Annotated in this window: 26 protein-coding genes; 13 read left to right on the forward strand and 13 right to left on the reverse strand. The window is 71.4% G+C overall.

All coding sequences use genetic code 11. The features are described from left to right. The 7 genes from ACQUQF_RS20445 to ACQUQF_RS20475 are packed head-to-tail and all read left to right on the forward strand — an operon-like array spanning position 1 to position 5,800. Positions 1-888, forward strand: coding sequence for a precorrin-3B C(17)-methyltransferase (locus tag ACQUQF_RS20445; RefSeq protein ID WP_435180991.1), 888 nt, complete (start codon positions 1-3; stop codon positions 886-888). Positions 889-890: 2 nt separating this feature from the next. Then, on the forward strand, positions 891-1,916 hold the full coding sequence (cobJ, locus tag ACQUQF_RS20450; protein WP_435180992.1) for a precorrin-3B C(17)-methyltransferase: 1,026 nt from the start codon (positions 891-893) through the stop codon (positions 1,914-1,916). Positions 1,917-1,919: 3 nt separating this feature from the next. Beyond that, positions 1,920-2,189: a ferredoxin gene (locus ACQUQF_RS20455; RefSeq protein ID WP_435180994.1), complete on the forward strand. Its 270-nt coding sequence runs from the start codon at positions 1,920-1,922 to the stop codon at positions 2,187-2,189. Further along, positions 2,189-2,857 (forward strand): cobalamin biosynthesis protein, encoded by a 669-nt coding sequence (locus ACQUQF_RS20460; RefSeq protein WP_435180996.1) that lies wholly within the window; start codon positions 2,189-2,191, stop codon positions 2,855-2,857. The genes ACQUQF_RS20455 and ACQUQF_RS20460 overlap by 1 nt, the downstream gene beginning before the upstream one ends. After that, entirely contained in the window at positions 2,854-4,119 is a 1,266-nt protein-coding gene (locus ACQUQF_RS20465) for a CbiX/SirB N-terminal domain-containing protein (RefSeq protein WP_435180998.1), read from the forward strand. The genes ACQUQF_RS20460 and ACQUQF_RS20465 overlap by 4 nt, the downstream gene beginning before the upstream one ends. A 27-nt stretch (positions 4,120-4,146) precedes the next feature. After that, on the forward strand, positions 4,147-4,518 hold the full coding sequence (locus ACQUQF_RS20470) for a DUF3209 family protein (RefSeq protein ID WP_435181000.1): 372 nt from the start codon (positions 4,147-4,149) through the stop codon (positions 4,516-4,518). Next, the gene (locus ACQUQF_RS20475; protein ID WP_435181002.1) at positions 4,511-5,800 is read left to right on the forward strand and encodes a PQQ-binding-like beta-propeller repeat protein; all 1,290 of its coding nucleotides are present in this window, start codon (positions 4,511-4,513) and stop codon (positions 5,798-5,800) included. The genes ACQUQF_RS20470 and ACQUQF_RS20475 overlap by 8 nt, the downstream gene beginning before the upstream one ends. A gap of 39 nt (positions 5,801-5,839) precedes the next feature. Here the strand turns inward: ACQUQF_RS20475 and ACQUQF_RS20480 are convergent, their stop codons facing one another. The 7 genes from ACQUQF_RS20480 to ACQUQF_RS20510 all read right to left on the reverse strand — a co-directional run bounded on the left by ACQUQF_RS20480 (position 5,840) and on the right by ACQUQF_RS20510 (position 12,116). Beyond that, complete coding sequence (locus ACQUQF_RS20480; RefSeq protein ID WP_435181004.1) at positions 5,840-6,241, reverse strand: PIN domain-containing protein; 402 nt, start codon at positions 6,239-6,241, stop codon at positions 5,840-5,842. A 2-nt stretch (positions 6,242-6,243) separates the two neighbouring features. Beyond that, entirely contained in the window at positions 6,244-6,510 is a 267-nt protein-coding gene (locus ACQUQF_RS20485) for an AbrB/MazE/SpoVT family DNA-binding domain-containing protein (RefSeq protein WP_435181005.1), read from the reverse strand. Between the two features lie 434 nt (positions 6,511-6,944). Then, positions 6,945-8,342: an MEDS domain-containing protein gene (locus ACQUQF_RS20490; RefSeq protein ID WP_435181007.1), complete on the reverse strand. Its 1,398-nt coding sequence runs from the start codon at positions 8,340-8,342 to the stop codon at positions 6,945-6,947. Positions 8,343-8,562: 220 nt separating this feature from the next. Beyond that, positions 8,563-8,934, reverse strand: coding sequence for a (2Fe-2S) ferredoxin domain-containing protein (locus ACQUQF_RS20495; RefSeq protein ID WP_435181009.1), 372 nt, complete (start codon positions 8,932-8,934; stop codon positions 8,563-8,565). After that, a complete protein-coding gene (locus ACQUQF_RS20500) occupies positions 8,934-9,668 on the reverse strand; it encodes a CbtA family protein (protein WP_435181010.1) in 735 nt (244 codons plus the stop codon). The genes ACQUQF_RS20495 and ACQUQF_RS20500 overlap by 1 nt, the downstream gene beginning before the upstream one ends. 5 nt (positions 9,669-9,673) lie before the next feature. Further along, positions 9,674-9,862, reverse strand: coding sequence for a CbtB domain-containing protein (locus tag ACQUQF_RS20505; RefSeq protein ID WP_435181011.1), 189 nt, complete (start codon positions 9,860-9,862; stop codon positions 9,674-9,676). Between the two features lie 52 nt (positions 9,863-9,914). Beyond that, the gene (locus ACQUQF_RS20510) at positions 9,915-12,116 is read right to left on the reverse strand and encodes a VWA domain-containing protein (protein ID WP_435181012.1); all 2,202 of its coding nucleotides are present in this window, start codon (positions 12,114-12,116) and stop codon (positions 9,915-9,917) included. Positions 12,117-12,150: 34 nt separating this feature from the next. On the opposite strand from ACQUQF_RS20510, the gene cobN reads away from it, so the two are divergent. From cobN to ACQUQF_RS20525, 3 genes are read left to right on the forward strand one after another with little or no spacing between them, the layout of a single operon-like run. Then, complete coding sequence (gene cobN, locus ACQUQF_RS20515) at positions 12,151-16,032, forward strand: cobaltochelatase subunit CobN (protein WP_435181013.1); 3,882 nt, start codon at positions 12,151-12,153, stop codon at positions 16,030-16,032. Beyond that, a complete protein-coding gene (locus ACQUQF_RS20520) occupies positions 16,022-16,783 on the forward strand; it encodes a precorrin-8X methylmutase (protein ID WP_435181014.1) in 762 nt (253 codons plus the stop codon). Before cobN ends, ACQUQF_RS20520 begins: the two co-directional genes overlap by 11 nt. Beyond that, positions 16,780-17,541 (forward strand): cobalt-precorrin-7 (C(5))-methyltransferase, encoded by a 762-nt coding sequence (locus ACQUQF_RS20525; protein ID WP_435181015.1) that lies wholly within the window; start codon positions 16,780-16,782, stop codon positions 17,539-17,541. Before ACQUQF_RS20520 ends, ACQUQF_RS20525 begins: the two co-directional genes overlap by 4 nt. Before the next feature lie 35 nt (positions 17,542-17,576). Here the strand turns inward: ACQUQF_RS20525 and ACQUQF_RS20530 are convergent, their stop codons facing one another. From ACQUQF_RS20530 to cobA, 3 genes are all read right to left on the reverse strand, one after another. Next, entirely contained in the window at positions 17,577-18,362 is a 786-nt protein-coding gene (locus tag ACQUQF_RS20530) for a CbiX/SirB N-terminal domain-containing protein (RefSeq protein ID WP_435181016.1), read from the reverse strand. 129 nt (positions 18,363-18,491) lie between these two features. Further along, positions 18,492-19,223: an SDR family NAD(P)-dependent oxidoreductase gene (locus ACQUQF_RS20535; protein WP_435181017.1), complete on the reverse strand. Its 732-nt coding sequence runs from the start codon at positions 19,221-19,223 to the stop codon at positions 18,492-18,494. An 89-nt stretch (positions 19,224-19,312) separates the two neighbouring features. After that, positions 19,313-20,326 (reverse strand): uroporphyrinogen-III C-methyltransferase, encoded by a 1,014-nt coding sequence (gene cobA, locus ACQUQF_RS20540; protein ID WP_435181018.1) that lies wholly within the window; start codon positions 20,324-20,326, stop codon positions 19,313-19,315. A gap of 186 nt (positions 20,327-20,512) precedes the next feature. Between cobA and ACQUQF_RS20545 the strand changes: the two genes are divergently transcribed. Both ACQUQF_RS20545 and ACQUQF_RS20550 read left to right on the forward strand, forming a co-directional pair. After that, the gene (locus ACQUQF_RS20545; protein ID WP_435181019.1) at positions 20,513-21,841 is read left to right on the forward strand and encodes a cobyrinic acid a,c-diamide synthase; all 1,329 of its coding nucleotides are present in this window, start codon (positions 20,513-20,515) and stop codon (positions 21,839-21,841) included. Positions 21,842-21,843: 2 nt separating this feature from the next. Next, positions 21,844-22,578, forward strand: a complete 735-nt coding sequence (locus tag ACQUQF_RS20550) for a cob(I)yrinic acid a,c-diamide adenosyltransferase (protein ID WP_435181020.1) — start codon at positions 21,844-21,846, stop codon at positions 22,576-22,578. Positions 22,579-22,686: 108 nt separating this feature from the next. Here the strand turns inward: ACQUQF_RS20550 and ACQUQF_RS20555 are convergent, their stop codons facing one another. Continuing rightward, positions 22,687-23,523: a hypothetical protein gene (locus ACQUQF_RS20555; RefSeq protein WP_435181021.1), complete on the reverse strand. Its 837-nt coding sequence runs from the start codon at positions 23,521-23,523 to the stop codon at positions 22,687-22,689. Between the two features lie 192 nt (positions 23,524-23,715). On the opposite strand from ACQUQF_RS20555, the gene ACQUQF_RS20560 reads away from it, so the two are divergent. Further along, on the forward strand, positions 23,716-24,651 hold the full coding sequence (locus ACQUQF_RS20560) for an alpha/beta hydrolase (RefSeq protein WP_435181022.1): 936 nt from the start codon (positions 23,716-23,718) through the stop codon (positions 24,649-24,651). Positions 24,652-24,729: 78 nt separating this feature from the next. Here ACQUQF_RS20560 and ACQUQF_RS20565 read toward each other — a convergent pair whose 3' ends face one another. Then, a complete protein-coding gene (locus ACQUQF_RS20565) occupies positions 24,730-24,921 on the reverse strand; it encodes a hypothetical protein (RefSeq protein WP_435181023.1) in 192 nt (63 codons plus the stop codon). 330 nt (positions 24,922-25,251) lie between these two features. Beyond that, the gene (gene aceB / locus ACQUQF_RS20570; protein ID WP_435181024.1) at positions 25,252-26,553 is read right to left on the reverse strand and encodes a malate synthase AceB; all 1,302 of its coding nucleotides are present in this window, start codon (positions 26,551-26,553) and stop codon (positions 25,252-25,254) included. Positions 26,554-26,669 lie beyond the last annotated feature (116 nt).

Here is a 26,669-nt window from a genome sequence, read left to right on the forward strand (position 1 = left end):
ATGGGTGGCCAGCAAAACGCGGACGCGAGCGACGACAGGCCGACTGACGACGTGGGCACCCTCTACGTCGTCGGCATCGGGCCCGGCCTCCCCCACGCGATGACCCAGCGCGCGAAGGACGTCGTCGCCAACGCCGACTGCGTCATCGCCTCGAACCTCTACCAGGAGTTCCTCCGGCGCGACGGGACGCTGCCGCCGGAGGACGCCGTCACCGACGGCGGGACGGCCACCGCCTCGCCCGCCGCCCGCCCCGACCAGGAGATCGTCCGGTCGACGATGGGCCGGCAGGTCGAACTCGCCCGCGAGGCGTTCGAGCGGGTCCGCGACGGCGAGGACGTCGCCCACGTCTCGGGCGGCGACCCGAACGTGTACGGCAAGAGCGACCTGCTCTACCTCATGGCCGAGGAGGACGGGGCCTACGACGTCCCCATCGAGGTCGTGCCGGGCGTCACCGCGGCGCTCGGCGGTGCGGCCAACCTCGGCGCGCCGCTCAGCAACGACTTCTGCACGGTATCGCTGTCGGACAAGTGGCGCGGCTGGGACGAGATCGAGGAGAAGCTGCGCGCGGCCGCCATCAGCGGGTTCGTCATCGTCCTGTACAACTGCTGGCGGGACTACGAGCGCGCCATCGACGTGATCCGCGAGGAGCGGGCCGACGACGTGCCGGTCGCCATCTTCAACGACGCCGGCCGGGGCGACACCGGGCGGAACCGGGACGGCGAGACCCACACCGTCACGACGCTGCGAGAGGCGACCGACCACGACGACGAGGTCGGCGGGATGGGCACCTCCATCCTCGTCGGCAACCACGAGACGACGGTCTGGGAGAACGACCACGGCGAACACCTCGTCACCCCGCGCGGCGGGCGTGACGTGGAGGACTTCTGACCATGAGCACGGACGACACCACCGAATCCGAGTGCGGAGCATCGAGCACGGAGACGAACGCATCGAACGCGGAATCGGCCGAATCGAAGTGCGGCGCGTCGAGGACCGAGTCCCCCGGGTCGGAGGCGGAGACGACCGAGTCCGAGTGCGGGGCCTTGACGTCGGACGCGACCGCCTCGTCGAGTTCCGGGTGCGGCGCGTCGACGGAATCGACCGACGAGAAGGTCGGCGCGACCGCCGACGACTTCGACGCCGACCCCGGCAGCCTCGTCGCGGTCGGGCTCGGCCCGGGCCACGCGGAGGGGATGACCCAGCGCGCCCGGGCGGCGCTCCACGAGGCCGAGCACATCGTCGGCTACACGACCTACATCGACCTGCTGCCCGACGAGATCACCGAGAACGCCGACGAACTGTACGACACCCCGATGTGCGGGGAGGTCTCGCGCACCGAGGAGGCCGTCGACCGCGCGCTGGCCGGGAACCACGTCGCCATCGTCGGCAGCGGCGACCCGAACGTCTACGCGCTGGGCGGCCTCGCGCTCGAGATCGTCGAGTCGAAGGGGGCGACAGCGAGCGCGCTCGACTTCGAGGTCGTGCCCGGCGTCCCCGCGGCCCAGTCCTGCGCGGCGCGGGTCGGCGCGCCCCTCGTCAACGACACGGTGAGCATCTCGCTGTCGGACCACCTGACGCCGATGCCGACCATCGAGTCGCGGCTCCACGCGGCCGCCAAGGAGGGGTTCACCATCACCATCTACAACCCGTGGAGCCGCAAGCGCCGCGAGAACTTCGAGAAGTGCTGCGAGATCCTGCTGGAGCACCGCGACCCCGAGACGCCGGTCGGCGTCGTCCACGGCGCGGGCCGCGAGGACGAGCAGGTCCGCATCGTCGAGCTCGGCGACCTCGAGGAGCTCGGCGAGACCGACCTGATCGACATGACGACCACGATCCTGGTCGGCAACGAGGACACCTACGTCTGGGACGACCGGATGGTCACCCCGCGCGGGTACGAGAGCAAGTACGACTACTGAACGATGACTGGCTACCGCATCATCGTCGACAAGGACGCCTGCGAGGGCATCTTCGCCTGCCTCACGCGCGACCCCCGGTTCGTCGAGGGCGAGGACGGACTGGCGACCGTCGACCCGGCCGCCGACCCCGTCCCGCCCGAAGGAAGCGACGGCGGGAGCATCTGCGAGGAGGACGGCCGCGTCGTCGCGGAGTTCGACGACGACCGGGCCGATGAGGCCCGACAGGCGGCCGCGGCCTGCCCGCCGGGCGCCATCACCGTGGAGGAGCGCTGATGTCGATGGAGACCGGCACGCCGGCGGACCTGCTCGCGAGCCACCCGGAGACGGCGTACTTCTGGGGCCGGGCCGTCGGCGACGGCGACGTCGAGCCGGGCGCGCTGACCGTCCGGGCGAACGACGAGACCGCCGCCCGTCGGCTCGCGGCCGTGGCGGGCGACGAGCAGGTCGACCACCGCATCGTCGAGCGCGAGTACGCCCACGACACCGCGGTCACCCGCACCGAGGACGAGTTCACGATACAGGTGTTCGGCGACGTGGCCGACCGCGCGGCCGCCGCCTTCGGGCTCCCGGTGAACGGCGACCCCGGCGGCTACCGGCTCGACGCCTTCGACGGCCACAAGCGCCAGCTGCTCCGCGGGCTGCTCGAGGGCTGCGGCACGGTCTGCTTCAAGAGCGACGCCGGGACGGTCGGAATCTCGTTCGTCCACGAGCACCGGGCGCTGCTCGAACGCGTCCGGGGTCTCCTCGGGGAGGTTCCGCCGGAAGCACCCACCGGCGACGTCGCGGAGGCGTCCTCCGGGCGCTACTGGTTCGGGCTCGCCGACGAGGCCGCTCCGGAAGTCGGCCCCTGGCTGTACGAGGGCTGCGAGGAGACCGGCCTGTTCGCCCCGTCGCGCCGGCGGAAACTGCTCAAGAGCCTCGAACGCGCCGGAGAGCGATGAGCCGGAGCACCGACGGCGAGGGGGCGGACCGAGGAGGCGAGGTCCGGCCCGGAGACGCCGCCGGCGCGTTCGACGACGAGGCCGTGGTGCTCGTCGGCCACGGGTCGCGCCGGGAGAAGTCCAACGACCAGGTCCGGGAGCTCGCGGCCGGCCTCGAATCCCGGCTGGGCGTCCCGGTCGACGTCGGCTTCCTGGAGCTGGCGGCGCCGACGATACCCGAGGCTATCGGAGGCCTCGCGTCCGCGGTGTCGGAGATAACCGTCGTCCCGCTCTCGCTGTTCGCCGCCAGCCACGTCAAGAACGACGTCCCGCTGGCGGTCCAGCGGGCGCGGTCGGAGCACGCCGACCTGACGCTCCACGCCGGGTCGCACCTCGGCGTCCACCCGGCGCTCGTCGACCTGCTCGACGACCGGGCCGCCGCGGTCGAGGCGGAACTGGGCGTCGACCGCGAGGCCGACGACGTCGCGGTGGTGCTGTGCGCCCGGGGGTCGAGCGACCCGGACGCCAACGGCGACGTCCACAAGCTGGCCCGGCTCCTCTACGAGGGCCGGGCGTTCGACCGCGTCGAGGCCTGCTTCATCGGAGTCACCGAGCCCCGCCTGCGGGACGCGCTCCACGACGCGGCGAAGCACCGGCCCGACGCCGTCGTCGTCCTCCCGTACATGCTGGGCGACGGCGTGCTCACCCAGCGGATTCGGGACCGCACCGACGATTTCGACGAGGAGTACCCGTACGTCGACGCCGTGGCCGGCGACCCGCTCGGGACCGACTCGCGGCTCCTGGACGTGCTCGGCGACCGGTGGCAGGAGGCCCGCACCGACAGCGTCCGGATGTCCTGCGACACCTGCAAGTACAAGGTCGAACTCGACGGCTACGAGGAGGACGTCGGCGGCGCCCGGGCCGTGCTGCGGGCGCTGACCCATCAGGAGGCCCACGCCGACCGCGAGGACGTCGACGACGACCCCCACGCCCACGACGCCCCGGAGAAGCACGTCGCGGTCTGCACGAACCAGACGTGCGCGGCGGACGGCGCGCCGGCGGTCCTCGAACGACTCCGCCAGTCGGTCCGGGACTCCGAGGCGTGCGACGCCCGGGTCACCCGGTCGTCGTGTCTCGGCCGGTGCGGCGACGGGCCGATGGTCGCCGTCTACCCCGACGGCGTCTGGTACGGCGGCGTCGACGCCGGCGACGCGGAGCGCATCGTCTCGTCCCACCTCGACCGGGACCGCATCGTTTCGGACATCGTCGACCAGACGCTGTGAACGAAGCCACCTGAATCAACGATACCCATGAGCTGCTACGAGATCGAAGCACTGCGACTCGGCCTGATGAACGTCCTCGGCACGAGCGACCGGAGCGCCCGGGAGCACGCCGAGAAGGAACTGGAGGGGCACCTGGAGGGCCCCGTCGAGGGGCTGGCGAACGCCGAGAGCCTCTCGGAGCTGCGGCGGCACCTCGACGCGGCCCTCGTCGACCTGGAGGAGCAGATCGCCGCCGCCGACGAACAGGACCCGGAGTACGACTACCTCCGGGGCCGGCTCGTCGCGGTCCGGGACGCCGAGCGGTCGCTCGCCCGGCTGACCGACCACGGCGACGCGCTGCTGGACGACCTCGGGGCGTCCCACGACGTCCTCCACGAGGCGTTCCCCGCCGATGAGTGACTCTGCGGGGCTACCGACGACTGGCGACCGCTCCGTCGACCTCGGAGCCGTCGACCCCGCCGGCTCCCGTCAGCTCGGCCGCCGGTCCGCGGTCTGCTTCCGGGGGGACGCCGTCGTCGCGGGCCTCGCCGACGGGTCGGTTGTCGCGCTCGACGCCGACACCCTCGACGAGCGCTGGCGGGACGAAGGAGTCCGGGACGGCGGAGGCGCCTCACGGAACGACGACGCCCCGGGGAGCGCCGTCACGCTGCTCCCGTTCGCGGACGGCGTCCTCGTCGGCGAGCGCGGTCCCGACGGCGCGGTCCGCCTGCTCGACGCCGACACCGGAGCGGAGCGGTGGCGCTACCGCACCGCGGACGACGTCGGCGAACCGGCGAAGCGGACCCGGTTCTTCCTGCCGTTCGTCGTCGACGCGGTCGCGGACGACCGGCGGGCGTACGTCGCCGCCCGCCGCTACGAGCGCGGGACCGACGGGGGCCGGTACTTCGAGAGCGTCGTGTACGCGTTCGAGGCCGACGGGACCGTCGCGTGGCGGTACGAGACCGGCGCGTCGCCGATCGCTCTCGACGTCCGGGACGGACGCGTCGCCGCGGGGTACAACCGGTGTCCGGGCACCGATGCCGACGGGCTCGTCGTTCTCGACGCCGAGACCGGCGCGGTGACGCGCCGCTGGGACCCGCCGGGCGACGGGGACCGCCGCGTCGGCGACGTCTCGCTCATCGACGGCGGCGTTGGGGTGACGAGCCACGCCGACTACCGGGGATACCTGCTCGACACCGGGGACGACGGTCCCGACTCCGAGGACGGGTCGGTCCACTGGGCGGTCGACCTGGGCCGCCCAGTCGACCGTGGCGACGAGACGGTGTACGCGTATCCGAACCACGTCCACGCGACCGGTGACGGCGTCGTCTTCGTCACCGGCAACACGTACCCCGAGGACGGCCGCGAGACGGACGCCCGCCATCCGACCGAACACGCGGCGGTCGGCGTCGCGCCGGACGGCGCGGTTCGCTGGGAGTCGTCGGTGGGCGGGTTCGTCCACGAGATCGCGGCCGAGGGCGACCGGCTCGCGGTCCCCGCGGCGCAGCACTTCCGCGACCGAAATTCGGACGCGCACGCGCTACACGAGTTCGACGTCGTCGACGGCCGAATCGCGACCCGGTCGGTAGCGGGCGTCGCCACCGCGGCCGCGATTGGGGACGGTCGCGTCGCGGTCGTGGAAGAGCCCGTCGCGTATCACGACGGGGACGGTGTTCGGGGCGCGTATCGGATTCACCGCTGAGCGTTCCGCCGCGATGCGAAACAGCTGTTCGATCGCTCGTCACTCCCCGGTGTTGGGCTCCAGGGGGACGCGGTCTAACCCCACCGTGTCGTAGTCCCGCTCGGTCGAGAGGACCCGGTCCTCGCTCGTCGCAATCACGCCCGCGTGGAGTGCGTCGAACGGCGTCATCTCGTACTCGTCGAGGAAGGCCGCAGCCGCCAGCACCGCGTCTTCGTGATGCTGCGGGACGATGGGCACGAGTTCGAGGAGATTGGCGACCGCCTTCGGCGCGTCGATCTCGTACTCGGCGGCCTCCCGGTCGTAAAACAGGACCAGCACCTCGGCGTAGGCGAGAATCGACGTGTGGAGGTCGTCGTGCTCCTCGAGAGCCCGGATGGCGGACTCGCGAAGCCAGTCGTCGTCCTTCACCAGCGCGGTGAGGAAGTCGGTTTCGACGTACACGGTCACTCGTCTCGTTCCCGCGACCGGTCCTCGGTCTCCTCCCGGACCTCGCGGGAGATGGCCTCGCGGGCGTCCGCCTTCAGCCCGTCTGCGTCGGTTCCCTCGAAAGCGTCACCGACTGCCTCCCGGATCCCGTCGAGAGGGTCCTCGTCGACGGGGAACAGCGCGACGTGGCTCGGCAGTTCGACGATGCGATACTGCTCGCCGAAGCGCTCCCGCACGTCCTTCGGGAGGTAGATGCGCCCCCGTTCGTCCGTGGATTTCGACATGGATACGTGCCACTTGCACGGGAAGGAGCTAAAATCTTCCCGTAAATTTTGACCCTCTCCCACAAGTACCTGTACCAAACCGAAGACCTCGACGCGGAGTGAAGATCGGAAAGATTGACTCCGGCACGTACACGGCGGCTCAGTACACAGACGCGGATGCGTTACCCTCTACCAGAGCTCAGGAGGACCTGTCAACCGGTTCCTCTGTCGTAGGGACGTGAGAGAAGAGGCACCCGGACGTATCTAGTGAACCGGATAGACGCAGGATTTACCGTATAGACGAGGCAGTAGAGGGGGGACAGCACGGCTCTCGAGGTCAAGTGGTCCGGGAGAAGTCCTTCGTATCTACCCGTTGTCGCCAGAGTCACTTAAAGATCGATGGGGATGTTCAGTACGTGGTGCGAATTAATCGCACCGGGTGTTCGATTCGGAACCTACGCCCGGGTCACGTTCTCAAACTCGAAGCGGGCGCCGCCCGCCTCGCTCTCGGTCACCGAGTACTCCCAGCCGTACACGTCGGCGAGCGCGCTGACGAACGCCAGGCCGACCCCCGTGCCGCCGTGGTCGGCGGCGGTCGTGTACCCGACGTCGAAGACCCTCTCGCGCGCCTCGACGGGGATGCCGCTCCCGTCGTCGGCGACGTAGAATCCGGTGGGCAGGTCGCCGACCGTGACCGTGTCGGCGTCGCCGTGCTCGACCGCGTTCTCGAACAGGTTGCGGAAGAGGTGTTCGAGGTACGTCTCGTCCGTCCGGATCGTCCCGCTCACCGCCACATCGAGCGTCGCCGCGTCCGTCTCGGACTTCGCCCACGCCGCGTGCACCGCGTCGTCCAGCCGGACCGACGTCTCGTCGGTGACGGCGTCCCGGCCCCGGGTCACCACCAGGAGGATGTCGACCATGTCCTCGATGCGGTCGAACGCGTCCGCGACGTGCTCGACCGAGTCGGCGTCGGCCGCCTCGGGGAGCTGCTGGCTGTATATCTGGCCGATGGCGACGGGGTTCCGGAGCTCGTGGGCGACCAGCGTCGCGAAGCTCTCCAGCCGGTCGTTCTGCCGCCGGAGCTGTCGCTCGCGGTCCCGCAGTCGGACGGTCGCCTCCGTGCGCTCGCGCAGCGTCTCGACCATCCGCTCGACCTCGCGCTCGGGCTGGTCGGGGCCGAAGAACTCCTCGGGCGGCGTGTAGTAGTAGTTCTGGCAGACGGTCTGCTCGTAGACGAGGTGCGGGTGGGCCCGGACCACGTCGGCGAGGGCGTCGGCCGGGAACCGGTCCCGGTTGTACTGGCAGAGCGCGATCGAGTTCTCGCTGCCGAGCAGGCGGTTCACCTTCTCCTCGTACTCGATGAGCGCGTCGATCTCGGGGTCGGCGCCGAAGATCCAGGTCATCTCGGCGGCGATCCGGAGGGCGGAGTACTCCTCGCGGGCCGCTTCGATCTGCTCGGCCAGGAACTCGACCGTCTCGTCCGGGTCGAACCCGCCGTTCCGGCAGTAGGTGTCCTGGGACGTGTGGAGCGTCAGCGCGCCCGACTCGCGGGCGGCGTCCGCGTCGAAGTCGGCCGCCCGCATCGCGTCGAGGACCTCGTCCCTGGAGTTCTCGTCGGCGACGTACAGGCACCGCTCGCCGCGCTCGAGGCCCTGCCTGATGAAGGGGATGGCGGCCCCGAACTGCTCGGCAGTCGTCTCGTAGAGCAGCGCGAGGTGGTCGTTCGACTCGCGGTCGTCGTCGTGGGGTTCGACCGGGCCGCGGAAGGTGGGGCTCTCCCGGAGGGCGTCGAGGCCGGTCTCGACGCCGACCGTCTCCTCGTCGCGGGGAGAGAGGAGGGAGTTCTTATTCACGTGGGCGTTTGGCGTCTCGGCGACTTAAATCCGTTTTCGCAAACGGGATAAGAATCGAGGCTGACACGTGGCGGCGGGGTGCCCGGGTCAGATCGAGGAGTCGGCCCGGCCACCCCAGTTCCGTCCGTCGCGACTCGCCGTCGGAACGCGTGCGCCGACCGAAGCGCGACCGGTGCGGTTGCAGCAGGGGGACCGGGCGGCCGCAGCGGGCGTACCGGTACTAGTCGGTGCTGAATCCAGCGTCGCCGGGGCCCGTCTCGGTGCCGACGCCGAGCCGGGACGCCTCGCGGCCGAACTCCCCGCGGAGCAGGTCCGGGACGTCGTCCGGGCGGACGTCGGAGAACCACTGCCCGCGCGGGTGGATCGCTATCGCCGCCCCGCACTCGCTGCACAGCCCGAGACAGCTCGTCTCGGCGAGGTGGACCCGCGACCAGAGGACGTCCCGCTCGCGGAGCCAGCGGGCCGCGGCGTCGTAGACCGCGTCCCCGTCGGCCCCCGCGCAGCAGGCGTGCTCGGTGTCGCGCCGGTGCGTGCAGACCAGCACGTGATCGGAGAATCCGCGTTCCAGCACGTCGTCGGTGCGCCGTTCCATCAGTCGGAGAGCACCGAACCGGGCGTGTCCGCGACCTCGGTCGTCTCGGCGTCCGGGTCGCCGGCACGCTCCCGGCGGACGAACCACACGTGTGCGGTCGCGATGACGAACCAGAGGCCGAGCTGGCCCGAGGCGGTGACCGCCCGGAACACGGTCGCGAGGCGGGCGGGGACCGCCCCCGAGGCGGGATTCGCCGCGGCCGCGGAGGCAGCCAGGGGTATCAGCGCGAGCGGGACGCAGCCGCCGGCGAGCGCCGGGAGCCGGCCGTGCCGCGGCCGAAGTCGCGCGAAGGCGTACAGCGACAGGCCGCACGCGACCGCCCCGACGACCATCATGCCCAGGTACCAGGCGAGCCTGACGTCGGTCGCCAGCGCCTGCTCAACCCCCGGCGGCTGGGGCGGCAGGACGAGCCACGGCGCGCCCGAGACGGTGACGAACCCGGCGGCCGCGAGGACGTAGCTCTTCGTCTCGTCGCTGCCGGGGACGGCCGGTTCGAGGAAGTAGAACGCGGCGCCGAACGCGACGGCCCCGAACAGCACTCCCAGCAGGACGCCGCCCGCGACGCTGACCGCCGCGGTCACCGCCCCGGAGACGACCGGCCCGCCGCCGTGGCTGTGCTCGAACGTCTCGGCGTACCCGACGAGCGGGTTCGCGACCAGCGCGACGAACGCGGCGAACGCCAGCCCCCCGACGAGGCCCGCCTTCGCGCCGCGGACGACGTATCTCGCGAACATGGGCGTCAGTGGCAGGTGATGCCCGCCGCGTGCCTGAAGTTGTGGAGCGAGTCGTGCACCATCGGATCCTGGACGAACAGCAGCGCGGCGCCGATAGCGGCGATCAGGGCGAGTCCGACCGCCAGCTCGGTCGCCGACAGTTCGATGCGAGCGCGCTCGAGTCGACCGTGAACGGTGTCGTTTGCAGTCGCCATTGTAAACTACGTTTGCAGTAAAACAAGCACGGTTGTAAAACTTTCGAGAGCGCTAAAGTTCGGTTGCACGAGGGCTCCCGGCGGCCGCGTCGATCCGGTCGGCCGTCAGCGCCGAGAGCGGTACGCGTTCGCCCTCCGCCCGGTCGACTACCAGGTCGACCAAACCGGACCGACTGTCGTCGCCCGCGTCGACGACGAGCACGTTCGCACCGACGTCGGCGAGGGCGGACGCGGCGGTCCGCGTGTCCGCGGTCGGGGAGTCGCTCCCGGCGTTCGCCCGCCCGTCGGTGACGACGACGACCACAGCCTCGTCCGGGTCCGCCCGCGCGACCACCTCGCCGGCGGTGCGGAGGCCGTCGGGCAGCGGCGTGCGCTCGCCCGTCGGGAGCGACTTGAGGTGTCGCGCCGCCAGGTCGACGCTGTCGGTCGGCGGCAGGACGACGTCGGCGCTCTCGCCGGCGAAGGTGACGACCGCCACCTCGTCGCGGTGCTGGTAGGCGTCCCGGAGCAGGTCGAGCGCGACGCCCTTCGCGGCCCGCATCGGCCCGCGCATCGAGGCGCTTGCGTCCACCGCGAACACGACGAGCGCGGAACTCTCTCCCTCGCGGACGGACTGACGGAGGTCCCGCGACTCCACGCGATCCCCGCCGCGAGCGGCGGCCGCGCGGACCGACGCCGCCGGGTCGACTGAGTCGCCGAGCCCCGCGCGCTCGATCCGGACCCGTGCACCGCGGCCGCGGTCGCTCGGACGTGCGCTGGCCCGGCCGCTCCCGTCGGCGCGTTCGGCGGTCGGTGCGGTCACGTCGGGCGCCGCACCGTCGCCGGGGTCGGCCACGTCCGCGGGCGGTTGTCCGGGAACGAGGGGCGTCGCTTGCTCGTCCCCGTCATCTCCAGTATCCCTACCGTCCCCGTCGCTCGACGCACCGCCTCCGTCACGTTCCGTCGGCGCGTCGTCGCTGGATGCGTCGGGGCGGTCGGGTTGGGAACCGTCGCGCGATTTCGGCTGTGACTCGGGTGAATCGCCCCCGTTCCCGGTGTCGCTGGGGTCGCCCTCCGCCGCGGAGTCTGCGCGGTCGTCTTCTCCCTCGGCACTGTCGTCGCCGTCGCCGCCTTCGGGCTCGGAATCTGACCCGCCGGAGTCGCGGTCGTCAGTCGACCCTGCGGGCTCGGAGCCGGACTGCTCCTCGCCGTCTCCGGGGCGTTCCTCGCCGCCGTGTTCGTCGGCCTCTCCGTCGTCGAAGTGGTCGTCAACGACGTCCTCGAAGTCAGGCCCGTCCTCGAAGGGTCGGCTCCGGAGCCGATGGGGCAGCGCGAATTCGGCGGCGCGGCGGACGTCTGGCTCGATCACCTTGTCCCGCCCGTCGAGGGCGGCCAGGGTGCGCGCGCCCCGCGCCGCGGCGATGTCCGCGCGGTGGCCGTCGACCCCCGCGTCCCGGCAGAGCTCCACCAGATCGCGGGTGAGCGACTCCGGAATCGTCACGTCGGGGAGGCGCTCGCGGGCCTCGCGGAGCCGCTCGCGGACGGTCGCGGTCTCGGCGGCGTAGTCGCCGTCAAACCCCGAGAGGGCGCGCTCGACGACCGCGACCCGCCGGTCTAAGTCCTCGGCGCCGGCCACCTCGACCTGGAGCGCGAACCGGTCGCGGAACTGCGGGCGGAGGTCGCCCTCCTCGGGGTTCATCGTCCCGACGAGCGTGAAGTTCGCGGGATGGGTGACGCTGACGCCGTCGCGCTCGACCCGGTTGACGCCGCCGGCCGCGGCGTCGAGCAGGACGTCGACCAGGTGGTCGTCCAGCAGGTTCACCTCGTCGACGTAGAGGAACCCGCGGTTGGCCCGCGCGAGCAGCCCCGGGTCGAACTCCGGCTCCCCGTCGAGCGCGTCGGCGACCGACAGCGAGCCGACGACGCGCTCCCGCGACGCGCCGAGCGGTAGCGTCACGAACGGGACCGGTCTGGTCTCGACGGGCGGGTCGTCCCGCGACCGGCACGTCTCGCACTGCCGGGTCCTATGGTCGGGCGGACAGCCGTACGGGCAGTCGGCGACGGCGCGCTGGTCGGGCAGCAGGTCCGCGAGCGCGCGGGTCGCGGTGGACTTCGCCGTCCCCTTCTCGCCGCGAACCAGCAGGCCGTCGAGGTCGTCGTTCGCCCCGACGACCAGGAGGGCCTCCTTCAGCGCCTCCTGGCCCACGACGGCGGGGAACGGCACCCCCGACCGCGCGGGCTGCGACACCTTTTTGGCCTCTCGCAAATCAACCATACTTGCAATAGTGCAATAGGAGTTTAATAGAGTTATGCCTGAACTTGCCCTGTACACGGCCACGGAGAACGAGCTCGGCGCCGTCCAGGCCGCGGCCGAGCGGGTCGACGCCGACCTCGTCGTCCGCTCGGAGGGAGACCTCGACGAGCGGACCGACGTCGAGGCGTTCCTGGACGCGGCGGTCGACGCCGACGCGGCCGTCTTCTGGCTCCACGGCGCGGAGGACAGCATGCCCGGCTACGACCGCGCGGTCGACCGGCTCGCCGACGCGGGGGTCCCGCTGGTCGTGAAGTCGACCGGCGACGCCTACGCCGTCGAGGACACGACGGTCGGCGGCGAGGACCGCGAGACCGTCTGCGAGTACCTCGACCGCGGCGGGACCGCCAACATCGCGAACTGCGTCCGCTTCCTCGTCGACGCGTATTCCGACGCCGACCGGGAGTACGACGACCCGGTGGCGCTCCCGACCGAGGGGGTGTACCACCCGGACGTCCCAAGCGCGGAGTACGAGGACCTGCGCGCCAGACTCGACCCGGAGACCCCGACCGTCGCGGTCTGGTTCTACGAGTCCCACTGGACCCACGAGAACACCCGGTACGTCGACGGTCTCGTGCGGGCCATCGAAGCGAACGGGGCGGACGCGCTGCCCGTCTTCTGCAACCCGGCGACGGACACCGACGAGCAGGAGGACGCCGAGTGGGTCACCGACGAGTGGCTCGTCGAGGACGGCGAGCCGGTCGTCGACGCCGTGCTCTCGTCGTTCATGTTCTCGCTGTCGATGGACGAGCGCGGGCGGAGCGCCAGCGACGAGGGCGACTCCGCGGAGGACGTGTTCCTCGACCGGCTGGGCGTGCCCGTCCTCCAGACCGTCACGACGATGCGGTCGCGCTCCCGGTACGAGAGCAGCGACACCGGCGTGATGGGCTTCGAGCTCGCGCTGTCGGTCGCGCTCCCGGAGTTCGACGGGAACGTCATCACCCACCCGATCAGCGGGAAGGAGCGCACGGAGGACGCCGCCGGCATCGGGAGCGCGCCTAAGCAGCACTTCCCCATCGACGACCGGGTCGACCACGCGGCCCGCCTGGCGGTCAACTGGGCGCGGCTCCGCCACCTCCCCAACGACGAGAAGCGCGTGGCGGTCGTCCTGCACAACTACCCGCCGAGCGACGACGGCATCGGGACCGCGTTCGGGCTCGACACGCCGGAGAGCACCGTCAACCTGCTCGAGGAACTGGACGCGCGGGGGTACGACCTCGGCGGCGAATTGCCGAGCGGCGGCCAGTCGCTGATCGACCGACTCACGGCACAGCTCACGCTCGACGACCGGTGGGTCGCCCCCGAGGACGTCCGGGAGCTGTCGGTCGACACCGTCGCGCCCGACCAGTACGCCGAGTGGTTCGAGGGGCTCGACGAGCGCTTCCGCGAGAACGTCGTCGGGGAGTGGGGCGACCCGCCCGACCGCCCGTTCGCCATCCCGGGCGTCGAGTTCGGCAACGTCCTCGTGACCGTCCAGCCGCCCCGCGGGTTCGGCATGGACCCCTCGAAGGTGTACCACGACTCGGACCTCCAGCCGCCACACGACTACGTGGCGTTCTACGCGTGGCTCCGCGACGCCTTCGCGGCCGACGCGGTCGTCCACCTCGGCACCCACGGCAGCCTGGAGTGGCTCCCCGGCAAGACCGTGGGGCTGAACGGCGAGAGCGCGCCCGACCAGCTGGTCGACGACCTCCCGAACGTCTACCCGTACATCATCAACAACCCCGGCGAGGGGACCCAGGCCAAGCGTCGCTCGTACGCGGCCGTCGTCGACTACCTCACGCCGGTGATGCGCAACGCGGGGACCTACGACGAGCTGGCCGAGCTGGAGGAGCTCGCCGACCGGTACCGCGAGGCGGGCATGGAGGACGCCCGGACCGACGACGGCGAGCACCTCGAACGCCTGCTCCGCGAGAAGGTCGACGAGCTCGACCTCGCGGTCGAACTCGGCATCGAGGGGGAGATCGACGAGAAGGCCGATGTCCGGGGCCCCGAAGCGGCCGGTTCCACGCTCGCGGAGGGCGAGGTGGCCGGCGACGACGTCCCGGTCGACGAACTCGTCGAGCGCGTCCACGAGTACCTCACCGACGTCAAGACCACCCAGATCCGGATGGGGCTCCACACGATGAGCGAGCCGCCCGCCGGCGAGCGCCTGGTCGAGTACCTGGTCGCGCTCACCCGACTGGAGAACCCCGGTGCGCCCAGCCTCCGGGAGAGCGTCGCCGGCGTGCTCGGCGTCGACTACCGCCGGATGCTCGACGAACCGGGAGCGTACGACGACGACCTCGGGATGACCTACGCCGAGGCCGCCGACGAGGTGTACCGGACCAGCCTCGACCTGGTCGAGACGCTGGCCGAGCACGGCTTCGACGTCCCGGCCTCGGAGGCGGACGCGGGCCCCGACGACGAGGTGAACATGAACCTGCTCGTGGTCGACATCGATCCGCTGGGCGACGCCCGCGCGAAATCGGGCGCCCACGACGACCTCCGGGAGGCGCTGGCCTACATCTGCGAGGAGGCCGCGCCCCGCGTCGCGGGAGCCGAGGACGAGGTCCCGCGGACCGCCGACGCCCTGGCCGGCGAGTACGTCCCGCCCGGCGGGAGCGGCGCGCCGACCCGGGGCGGGGTCGACCTGCTCCCCACCGCCCGCAACTTCTACACGCTCGACCCGCGGAAGGTCCCCGCCAAGTCCGCGTGGGAGGTGGGCCGCGAGGTCGCCGAGGGCGTCGCGGAGCGCCACGCCGACGAGCGGGGCGACTACCCCGAGGAGATCGGCGTCGTCGCGTGGGGCACGCCGACGGTCCGGACTCGGGGCGAGACGGTCGCGCAGGTACTCGCGCTGATGGGCGTCGAGCCCGAATGGACCGACGCCGGCCGCATCGACGACGTCCACCCGATTCCGCTGGACGAACTGGACCGGCCGCGCATCGACGTGACGACGCGGGTCTCCGGCCTGTTCCGCGACGCCTTCCCCCAGGCCGCCGGGGTCATCCACGACGCGGTCGACGCCGTGGTCGACCTCGACGAGCCCCACGAGCTGAACTACGTCAAGAAGCACGTCGAGGAGGAGACCGAGGAACTCGACGCGCAGGGCGTCGAGAAGCCCGAGGAGGCCGCAAAACACCGCGTGTTCACCACCCGGCCCGGCGGCTACGGCGCCGGGACGAACAAGGCGGTCGACGAGGGCAACTGGGACGACCGCTCGGACCTCGCGGACGTGTACGTCCAGTGGGGCGGCTACGCGCTGGGCAAGCGCGGCCGGGTCTCGGCGGCCCGCGAGGCCTTCGAGCGCCGGCTCGGCAGCGTCGAGGCCACCGTCAAGATCGAGGACACCGCCGAGCAGGACGAGTTCGACAGCTCCGACTGGTACGCGTTCCACGGCGGGTTCATCACCGCCGTCGCCGAGATCGCGGGCGAGGAGCCCGCCTCGTACGTCGGCGACTCGTCGGACCCGGACAACGTCGACGTCTACACCAACGAGGAGAAGGTCCGGAAGGCGATGCGCGCCCGGGTGCTCAACCCCGAGTGGCTCGACAGCATGGCGGACCACGACTACAAGGGCGCGGGCGACCTCTCGACGACGGTCGACGTCGTCCTCGGCTGGGACGCGACCACCGGGGTCGTCAGCGACGCGCTCTGGGCGGACGTCGCCGAGAAGTACGCGTTCGACGAGGACCGACAGGAGTGGCTGCGCGACGTCAACCCCTGGGCGCTGGAGAGCATCACCGACACCCTCCTCGAGGCCATCGACCGCGACCTGTGGGACGCCGACGACGAGACGGCCGACCGCCTGCGGGACCTCAACCTCCGGGTCGACGGCGACATCGAGGCGCGGGCCGGCGGCGCCGACGCCGCGGAGGTGGCGAGCGATGACGACTGATTCGGACGTCGAGTCGTCTGCGGACCGCGACGGAGCAGACGACGGGCAGACGAGCGCCAGGGCGCCGGACGACGACACCGAAGCCTACGCCGACCTCGGCGCGACCACCGAGAACGCCATGGCGATCGCCGAGACGAGCATGGACCGCGTCCGGGAACTCGTCCCCGACGAGACCCTCGCCGACAGAGTCCGCCAGAAGGCGGTCCACGCGACCGGCGACCCCGAGTTCCAGCACCTCGTGCGGTTCACCGGCGAGACCGACGACGAGCCCGTCAGGGCGGGCGCCGAGGCGGTGCTCGACGAGCGCCCCATCGTCACCGACATCACGATGGTGAAAGCGGGGATCACGGGACGCGGCCACAGCTGTCCGGTCCGGAAGGCCATCGGGAACGGCGCCGACCTCGCGGAGCGGACCGGGATGACTCGAACGGCCGCCTCGGTGCTCGAACTCGACCGCGAGGGCGTCTACGACGGGGCGGTCGCAGTGGTCGGAAACGCTCCCACGGCGGCGCTGGCGCTGGCCGACTGCATCGAAGACGGCACCCGACCCGCGGTCGTCGTCGCCACCCCGGTCGGGTTCGTGAAGGCCGCCGAGAGCCGCGAGCGCCTGCGAGAGGTCGCCCGCGAGCACGGCGTCCCCGCCGTCACCAACGTCGGGCGCCGGGGCGGGAGCGGGCTCGCGGCGGGGCTGACCAACGAACTGGTCCACGTCGCGAGCGACGCGCGGAAGGGAGACGTCGCGCTCGAATGACCGGGGAGTACGACCTAGAGTCGGGCCCGGACCCGGCGGCGGTCGCCGCTGCGGCGGCCGAGCCGGCGACGGTGAGTCCGAATCCCGTCTACGCCGTCGGCATCGGCCCTGGCAATCCCGAGTACCTGACGCCGCGGGGAGAGCGAGCGATTCGGGAGGCGGACGTCGTCGTCGGGTTCGAGACGGTCGTCGACTTCGTTCGCGACGTGACCGACGCCGACCTGCTGACCTGCGGCTACGCAGACGAGGGCGAGACGCTGGCGGCGTTCGCGAGTCGGATCGAGGACGGCGCGGCCGGGACGGCCGTGCTGATGGGCGACCCCAACCACTCGGGCTATCAGTTCGTCGGCAAGGTCCAGGCCGCGGTCGACCGCCCGGTGCGCGTCATCCCGGGCATCTCGTCGCTCCAGGTGGCCGCGAGTCGGGCGCGGACCCCCATGGAGGAGACGACGTTCGTGACCCTCCACAAGAGCGGCGACGTCGCTCCCGACCTCCGGCGCCTCCGGGAAGCCGTCGGCGAGCGCCACCTGCTCGTGCTCCCCCGACCGTACGACTGGATGCCGGGCGACGTCGCGGCCGACCTCCTCGACGCGGGCGCGTCGCCGTCGCTCGACGCGCTGGTCCTGGAGCGACTGTCCCACGAGGACGAGACGATCACCCGGACGACGCTGGGCGAACTCGAGGCCCACGCCGGCGGAACCGGCCCCGACGCCACCCCGTTCTCGGACCTGTCCGTCCTGGCGGTTCGGAAGAACTGAACTCCGTTCGCTGCTTTTTCGTCGTCTCGCCCCGTCTACTGCCGGACGCCTTCGCCGTCGGTCGCGACCGGTCGCTGATTCCGGACGAGTTCCGTCTCGAACGACGCCGCCGCGTCACCGCCGGTCGCGAGGACGCGCTGGCGTTCGACCTCGGCGTGAATGGCGTCGGTCACCCGCGCGTGGTCGCCGAGCGGGTCGGCGTACTCGATGCCGCCCCTGTCGAGTTCGAGTTTCGCCGGGATCTCCTCCTCGGTCGCCTCGCACTCGGTCAGGAACAGCGGCACGGCGACGGTCCGGCGGGTCGAGGTGTTGTAGCGGACGCACTCGACAGCGGGGTTCTGCAGGAGGTAGCAGGTGAGCACCTCGCCGTACTCCGACCGGTCGCTCAGCCGCGCCGCGTGGTACTCGGCCGTCTGGCGCTGGTACGGCCGCGAGCTGCTGCCGAAGCCCACGAGCACGAGCGACGCGTCGTCGCCCGCCCGGGCGGCGTCCGCGGCCCGCTGGGCGAGCGCGTCGGTGACGGCGGGACTCCGGCCGACCGGCTCGCAGTAGCGCACCTCGCCGGGGACGTACGAGAGCGCGGCGGGGACCCCGTCGGTCGTCTCGAAGGTGTGTGCCGCCGTCAGCGGCACGGCGTAGACCCGCTCGCCGTCGATCTCGGCGAACGTCTCGCGCAGCTCTCGGACCGGTTCGGTGTCGTACGTCGCCACGTGCACGTCGCCGACGCCGGCCCTGCTCGCGAGCCGGTCGGCGTGGGTCTCGTACACGTCGCGGGCGTTCGGGGCGTTCCGGCCGATGAGTAGGAGTGACTCGTTCGTCATTTTGGAATCCCGTATGTACAACTTGGCTTTAGTTACACCAAGTATGCTTGATTCGCACGTCGGGGGCGACCGCCATATAAGTTTTGGACGGTGCGGAAAAATTTCCGGCGGGCGTGAGGTTCGCTCGCGCTACCGGAACTGCATCCCGCCGTTGACGTTCACGATCTCGCCCTGGAGGAAGTCGTTCTCCAGGACGTACTCGACGGTGTGGGCGACCTCGTCGGGGTCGCAGGCGTAGGTCGGGAGGTGGGTGTCGACGTTCTCGTGTCCGCGGAAGTCCACCGACTCGAGGTACGAGACGATGTCGTCGTTCAGTTCCGTCTCGACCGGCCCGGGCGCGATCGCGTTCACCTGGACGCCTTCGGAGCCGAACTCGCGGGCCAACGCCCGGGTGAGCCCGTGGAGGCCGGCCTTACTGGCCGCGTAGCTCGCGTCGACCGTCCCGCCGGTGCCGCCGATACTGGAGATGTTCACCACGTCCCCGTCTGGGGTCAGGTGCGGGACGGCGGCGCGCGCCACGTAGAACGCACCGGTCAGATTCGTGTCCAGCACGTTCTGCCACTGCTCGTCGCCGATATCGGTCGCCCTGTCCGGTCGGACGATGCCCGCGTTGTTGACGACGGCGTCGAGTCCGTCGAACGTGCGGGCGACGTCGTCGACCATGTTCGCCACCGCCTCGGAGTCCCGGACGTCCGCACGAACGGCCTCGACTGTCGCTCCCTTCTCCTCCGCCCGGCGGACGACCTCGTCGGCTGCGTCGGCCGAATCGCGGTAGTTGACGGCGACGTCGTGCTGTTCCGCCAGTCGTAACGCGACGGCTTTACCGATTCCGCGACTCGCACCTGTGACGAGTACTGCCATGATACAACCAGCGATTACCACCGACTAATATCTGGTGGTGATGGCCCGAGCGAGCCAATCGGAAACCGAAAGGACGGACGGGGACGCTTCTATCGCCGTAACCACTCCGCCACGTCGTCCCGAACGTCGACGACGTCGCCGATAATCGTGACTGCGGGCGGCTCTATCCCGGCGTCGCGGCTCCGCTCGACGATGTCGTCCAGCGTTCCCGTGACGGTCCGCTCGTCGCCCCACGTCGCTTTCTGTACCATCGCCACGGACGTCCGAGAGGGGACCCCGTGGTCCCGGAGCGCCCGGACGTTCTCCGGCAACCGGTTGACGCCCATCAGGACGACGAGCGTCCCGCCTGCCTGAATCGAGTCGGCGAGCGAGTGCCAGTCGATGGCGCTCTCGTCCTTGTCCGGCGTCTGGTGGCCGGTGATGACGGTCAGGCTCGACGAGCAGTCCCTGTGCGTCAGCGGAATCCCGCTCGCCCGCGGGGCGGCGAGGACGCTGGAGACCCCGGGCACGATCTCGAACGGGACGCCCTCGGCCGCCAGGTGCTCGGCCTCCTCGCCGCCCCGGCCGAAGACGTTCGGATCGCCGCCCTTGAGGCGGACGACGGTCTCCGCCGTCCGGGATCGCTCGACCAGCAGCTCGTTGATCTCGTCCTGCGACGTCCGTTCCGGCGGGCGCTTCCCGACGTCGAGGACCTCCGCCGACGCCGGGAGCTGGTCGACGATGGCGTCGCCGGTCAGCGAGTCGTGCAGGACGACGTCGGCCTCCCGGAGCAGTTGCCACGCCCGCCGCGTGAGCAGGTCGGGGTCGCCCGGGCCCGCGCCGACCAGGAACGCGGTGGCGTCTCCCTGCTCGTCGGCCCGCGTCGCCGACCGGTCCCGGTCGTCGGTCGTGGCGTTCCTGACCGGTGTACTCTCGGCCGGCGCGACCGTCGGTGCCGGGTCCTCCCCCGGCGCGTCCTTCGTCGCCTCACTCTCGGAACCCGGTCCGCGCCTCGTCGCGGCGTCCTTCGTCGGGACCGGTGCTCGCACCGAGAAGGAGAGGTCACCGATCCGGTCGGCGTCGTCGCGGTCCGGCCGAGCACCCTCAGTTGCGTCGTCGTCCATGGGAGGGAAAACAAGCTTGCAATACTTCAATCTTGGTTGTCTTTCTGGGCCGCCAGCACAAACTGGGTTGCCTTCACTGCGAGGGCGTGGAGTCGCACCAAACGATTAAAGTTGGTTTGCACTAACTACAAACTAGATGTACGAACCGGAGTCGAACGCGGGACGGGTCGAGCCCGTGGTGAGACCGTGAAGGGCCTCGTCGTCGGCGGAACGCGCTCGGGCGTCGGCAAGACGGTCGCCGCGCTCGCGGTCGTCCGGGCCCTGGAGGCGGCGGGCCGCTCGGTCCAGCCCGCGAAGGCCGGCCCCGACTTCATCGACCCCAGTCACCACGCGGTCGTCGCCGGCCGGCCGTCGCGCACCCTCGACGTCTGGCTCGAGGGCGAGGACGGGCTCCGGCGGAACTACTACCGTGGCGACGGCGACGTCTGCGTCGTCGAGGGCGTGATGGGGCTGTACGACGGCGACGGGTCGAGCACCGCGATGGTCGCCGAGGCGCTCGACCTCCCGGTGGTCCTCGTCGTCGACGCCAGCGCCGGGATGGAGAGCGTGGCCGCGACCGCGCTGGGCTTCCGGGAGTTCGCCGCCGCCGCGGACCGGGACGTCGAGGTCGCGGGGGTCATCGCCCAGCGCGCGCACGGCGGTCGACACGAAGCCGGCATCGTCGACGCCCTGCCCGAGGGGCTGACCTACTTCGGCCGGATTCCGCCGACTTCCGACCTCGAGATTCCGGACCGCCACCTCGGCCTCCACGCGGGCGAGGAGGCGCCGCTCGACCCGGAGACGCTCGACGAGGTCGCCGAGCACCTCGACGCCGAGGGGCTCGCCGCGCTCGCCAGGGAACCGCCGCGCCCCCAGCCGGCAGACGACTCGCAGGCGGCCTCCGACAGCGACGGGTCGCGGTCGGCCCGTGACGTGCGCGTCGCCGTGGCGCGCGACGACGCGTTCCGGTTCGTCTACCCGGCCGTCCTGGAGCGACTCCGGTCGCGGGCCGAGGTGGTCACGTTCGCCCCGACGGACGGGGACGACCTGCCCGACGCCGACGGCGTCTACCTCCCCGGCGGCTATCCGGAGCTACACGCCGACCGTCTCGCCGAATCGCCGGCGCTGTCGTCGCTGCGCCGTCGCGCCGAGGACGGAGTTCCCGTCCTGGGCGAGTGCGGCGGGCTGATGGCGCTGGCCGAGTCGCTGACGACGACCGACGGGGAGACCCACGAGATGGCGGGCGTGCTGCCCGCCGACGTCCGGATGCGCGACCGGTACCAGGCGCTGGACCACGTCGAACTCCGCGCCCGCGAGCCGACGCTCACCGCCGGGACGGGCGACGCCGTCCGGGGCCACGAGTTCCACTACTCCAGCGCCGACGTCGGCGCCGACGCCCGATTCGCGTTCGACGTCGAGCGGGGGTCGGGGATCGACGGCGACCGCGACGGGCTCACCGAGTACCGGACGCTCGGCACCTACGCCCACGTCCACGCCGAGAGCGGCGCGTTCGACCGATTCATCGACAGGCTCTGACCATGACACGAGACGCACCCGACGACGCGCCGGCCGAGGAACCGGCAGCCGGATCGCCCGACGACCGCGAGGAACTGCTCGAACGGACGCCGGGCGGCGGCGCGACCCCGGAGGCCGAGTCCATCGAACCGTCCGCACCGGAGGAGTTCGGCCTCGTCCAGGTCTGGTGGGGCGACGGCAAGGGCAAGACCACCGCCGCGATGGGGATGGGGTTCCGGGCCGCGGGCCACGGCTTCCGGGTCCACATGCTCCAGTTCATGAAGGGCGGCGCGTCGAGCGTCGAGGCGGTCCGCGGCGAGTACAACGCCATCGAGCACTTCCCGGGCTTCAGCTACGAGAACACCGGCCACTACGGCTGGCACGGCTTCCTCGACGGCTCGGACGACGACGAGCACGCGGCCAAGGCGAAGGGCGGACTCGCCCGGGCCGAGGAGCTGCTGGCGGCGGCCGGGGACGCCGACCTCACCGCGCCCCGGCCGCCGGACGCGCCGGCCGACGAGGGCGTGCACATGCTGATCCTCGACGAGATCCTCTACGCGGTGAGCCGCGACCTGCTCGCCCCCGAATCGGTGGTCGACCTCGTGGAGGCGAAGCCCGACGACCTCGAGCTCGTCCTCACCGGCGGCCACGAGCGGCCGTCGTACCTCCTCGACCACGCCGACCTGGTCACGAACGTCCGGAAGGAGCGCCACCCCATCAACGACGGGCAGCGCGCCCGCAGGGGCACCGAGTACTGACGTCTCCGGGTCGTTCCGCCCTTCGCTCGCAGGGTGAAAGGTGGGCGATGGCGCGCGGCGGACAATCGCCGCGACCGCTGGCGCCACCGGACGGGCGGCGAGGCGCGTTCAGGCGGTCGGCGACGGCGGGGCACCCGCCGTCTCACACCGGTCGAGGACCTCCCGAGCGGTGTCGGCGCTCTCCTCGTCGGTCCCGAAGACGACCGCGTCGGCGTGCGGGTCGATCTGGCGGGTCACGTCGACGAGCCGGTCGGCGTCGGCCTCGGCGGCCGAGAGCTGGACGGTGAGCGACGCGTCGAGTTCGCCGAGCTCGCGGGCGAACCCGCGGGCCAGCGACTCGACCCAGTACGTCGTCTCGTAGCCGATGCCGCAGAGCGGGACGAGGAAGCCGTCGACGTGGGGGTCGAGCGACGTCGGGTCCAGCCCGGCCCGCTCGCGGAGGTTCCCGGGGTACGGGTCCGGATACAGCGTGACGAGCAGGTCGCCCGCCGCCCGATCGGACGCCTCCCGGACGAACCGCGTGATCGCCTCGGTCCGCCACGCGACCCTGTCGTCGCGGTCGCTCGCCGCGAACCGCCGCTCGCACCGACTGCACCGGCAGAACTCGGCGCCGGGGAACCCGACGGTGGTGAGCCGGACGTCGCCCGCGGCGCCGACCGCCTCGATCCGGTCGAGCAGCCCCGCGCGGTAGTCTGGGTCGGTCGGGCAGACGGTGCCCCAGTGGTGGCCCTCGGCGCCGGGCGTCGCCCGCGTCCCGTCGGCGGCGACTGCGGCCCGGTCCGGGTCGTCGCGGACGGCCAACGTGTCCCCCCAGCAGGCGACGGAGTTGATCGCGCCCCCGTGCGGGTCGCTGCGCCGTCCGCTCACGTCGTCGGCGACGAAGTGGACGAAGTCGCCGACGCCCTCCCGAGCCAGGTCGGGACTGGCGGTGAGGATTCCGTACATAGCGGTGGCTACGGGAGAGAACCGTAAATGCTCTTCCGGAAACGCCCCGCGGTATCGGCATCCGGCAGGCCTCAGGTTCAGGAGGCGAAGGCGGGTGTGCCGGACGAGCGTCCGCGACGACTGGCGGCGGCGGTCGTCGGGGCGACCTGCGGAGCGCAAGCGGTTTAGTGTCGACGACCCGAACTGTCGGTGATGCACGCCGACGAGATCGACCCGCAGGCGCGGGCGGCAGTCGAACGCCAGGACCGGTTCCCGATGCCCCACAACCGCCTCGGTCTGAAGCTGCTCCGACTCGCCACCCGGCCCGCGATGTGGCTCCAGAACCGGAACCCGCCGAGCGTCGGGGCGACCGTCGACCGGACGATTCCCGGTCCCGCGGGCGACCTCGACGTCCGCCTCTACCTGCCGGACGCGGACGGGCGGTTCCCCACGATCGTGTTCTTCCACGGGGGCGGGTTCGTCCTGGGCAGCATCGCGACCCACGACCGGCTCTGTCGCCACCTCACGCGGGAGAGCGGCTGCGCCGTCCTCTCGGTCGGCTACCGGCTCGCGCCCGAACACCCCTTCCCCTCGGCGGTCGAGGACGCCTACGCCGCCGTCGAGTGGGCGGCCGCGAACCCCGGCGCGATCCGCGGCACGGGGGACGTCGCGGTCGCGGGCGACTCGGCCGGCGGGACCCTCGCCGCCGTCGCCGCCCTCATGGCCGCCGAGCGCGACGGTCCCGAGATCGCCTACCAGGCGCTGCTGTACCCCGGCGTCGGCGTCGAGAGGGACCAGCCGTCCGTCCGGGAGCACGCCGGCATCGTCCTCGACGAGGCCGACCTCGAGTGGTTCCGCGAGTGCTACTACGCGAACGAGATCCACGAGCGCAACCCGTACGCCGACCCGACGAACGCCGGCGACGTCTCCGGGGTCGCGCCCGCGACCGTCGTCACCGCCGGGTTCGACCCGCTCCGCGACGGCGGGAGGGCCTACGCCGAACAGCTGGTCCGCGACGGCGTCCCCACGCGCTACGAGAACTACGAGGACATGGTCCACGGCTTCGTGACGCTCCGCGGCGTCGACCGCGCCCGCGAGGCCATCGCGGACGTCGCCGGGGACCTCGCGGACGGGCTCGAAGGTGACTGACCGCATCGAGAAGACGGGTACACGACTGACCGCCGCACAACTTACCGAGGCGGCGTGGAGACGAGTCGGAGTCGGCGCTCAGGACGCGAGCCGGACCAGCGCGCCGCCGCAGTCGGGGCACTTCGGCGGCAGGTCGTCGCCCGTCTCGACGGTGTAGTCGCAGTCGGCGCACGCGCAGCGGTCGGTCCGGCGGTCCGCCGGGCCGACCGCCGACTCGGGGTTCACTGTCGGGTGGGCGAGACCGATCGGCGGCGAGTCGCTCGCTGCCATACCAGAAGCAAGGACGCGAACCCGTAAAAACGTTCCATAGGGAATAGGGCATACTCGGGCGGTAGCGTATTCGATGCAGTAATACGGCGCGAGTCCGCCGGCGAGGGAGATCGGACTGCACGCGCTCGGCCTGTGGTCGGGGGACGCGCTGACCCTTAAGCCAAAACTGCGAGCGCCTTGCGGTCATTTATTATCGCCAGAAGTACTTAAGATAGTCCCGGCGCGAATTGATGTCCTTCCACCGAAACGCCGTCCCATTGGTGGTAGCCCCGCGACCCCGTCTTATCGGCGTTGCGAGGTCATCCGGCGTTCACCGATCGGCGTTCGGGGTCATCCGACGTCCATCGCGCGGTCCACGACCTCCCGCCCGTACCGCTCGTCGAGGTCCTCGCGCTGGTCCGGCCGGGCCTCGTACACCTCCTGGAACAGCGTGATCGGCGTCTTCGCCGCCTGGTAGGTGGCCTCGTCCCACATCCGGTCGCGCGTGACCTCGAACTCGGTGCCGTCGAGGACCAGCCGCGCGGTCCGCGACATCGAGATTGCGCCCTTGCCCGACGCCTTGGCCTCCTCGAACTCGGTCATCGACTCGACGTAGTCGTCCATCGCCATGACGTACCGGAGCCGGTCGCGGAGCTCGTCGTGGAGCTCGTCCTCGTCGAGTTCGCGCTCCTCGCGTCCGATCCGGAGTCGGTACCGCCCGTCCCCGAGTTCTTCGAGTTCGACGTCGTCGCCGTCGTAGGCGTGGGCGTCGTCGCCGGTCCGCTCCAGCTCGACGGTGTCGTCGCCGACCTCCAGCAGGTAGCTTCCCTCCTGGGGCGGGAGGGGCGCGGTGTTCGCCTCGACGACCTGGCCGGGCGTCAGCGACCAGATGCCGGTCATCCCCTTCGCCCGGTTGTCGGTCATCCGCTGGCGGTACCCCTCGACGTCCCGGATGTCGTCGTACGGCCCGTCGACCGCGATCAGGTCGTTCGCGCTCGCCGCCCGCGAGGTGTTGTGGCGCAGTTCGGGCCACGGCGGCAGGTCGCCCGCCGGGGTCTGGGCCCGCATGTCCTTGGTGTAGTCGACCTCGCCGTCGACCAGCATGAAGAGCCGCTCCAAGTTGTTCGAGCGCTTGCCGATCTCGCGGTCGATGCGGGACATCGCGAGTTCGGCCTCGCCGCTCTCGACGATGGGCGACATCGACAGGCTCCCCTCCTCGAGGCCGCTCTCGGACTCGACGATGGTGATGAACTCGTCGGCCTTCTTCCAGTCGTCGATGCCGCCGACCTCCGGGACCACGAACCCGTCGATGTGCTCGATCGCCCCCGCGTCGGGGTCGGCCAGCCGCATCATGTGCTCGAACCCGCGCCGCCGCGTCCCGGGGTCGTCGCGGTGCCAGACGACCCGCGGGTGGATCTCGCCGGGGAAGTCGGCGCCGTACTCGGAGATCACGTCCAGGATGTTCTCGACACCCTCGTCGCGCATGTTCGGGGCGGTCGCGTCCTCGTTGTCGGGCACCCAGACGTCGGGCGCCTGCATTCCCTCTAACTGGGCGGCCTTGCGCAGCATCTCGGCGGTGTCGTCGCCCTCGACGGCGGTCGGTGACGTGAAGAACGACCGGACGAAGGTCCTGTCGGTCTGCTCTGTCGACATGTGCGACTCGACGTCCGACCTATATCGTGTTAAATGTTCACGCACGGTCAGTCGGTTCTTGCGCGTGCGAGCTCGCCGGCCCCGTCACGCTCGACTCCGATCGCCCGGCGGGAAAC

It is taken from the genome of Halorussus sp. AFM4 (genome assembly GCF_051194995.1).
In the GTDB taxonomy this organism is placed as follows: Archaea; Halobacteriota; Halobacteria; order Halobacteriales; family Haladaptataceae; genus Halorussus.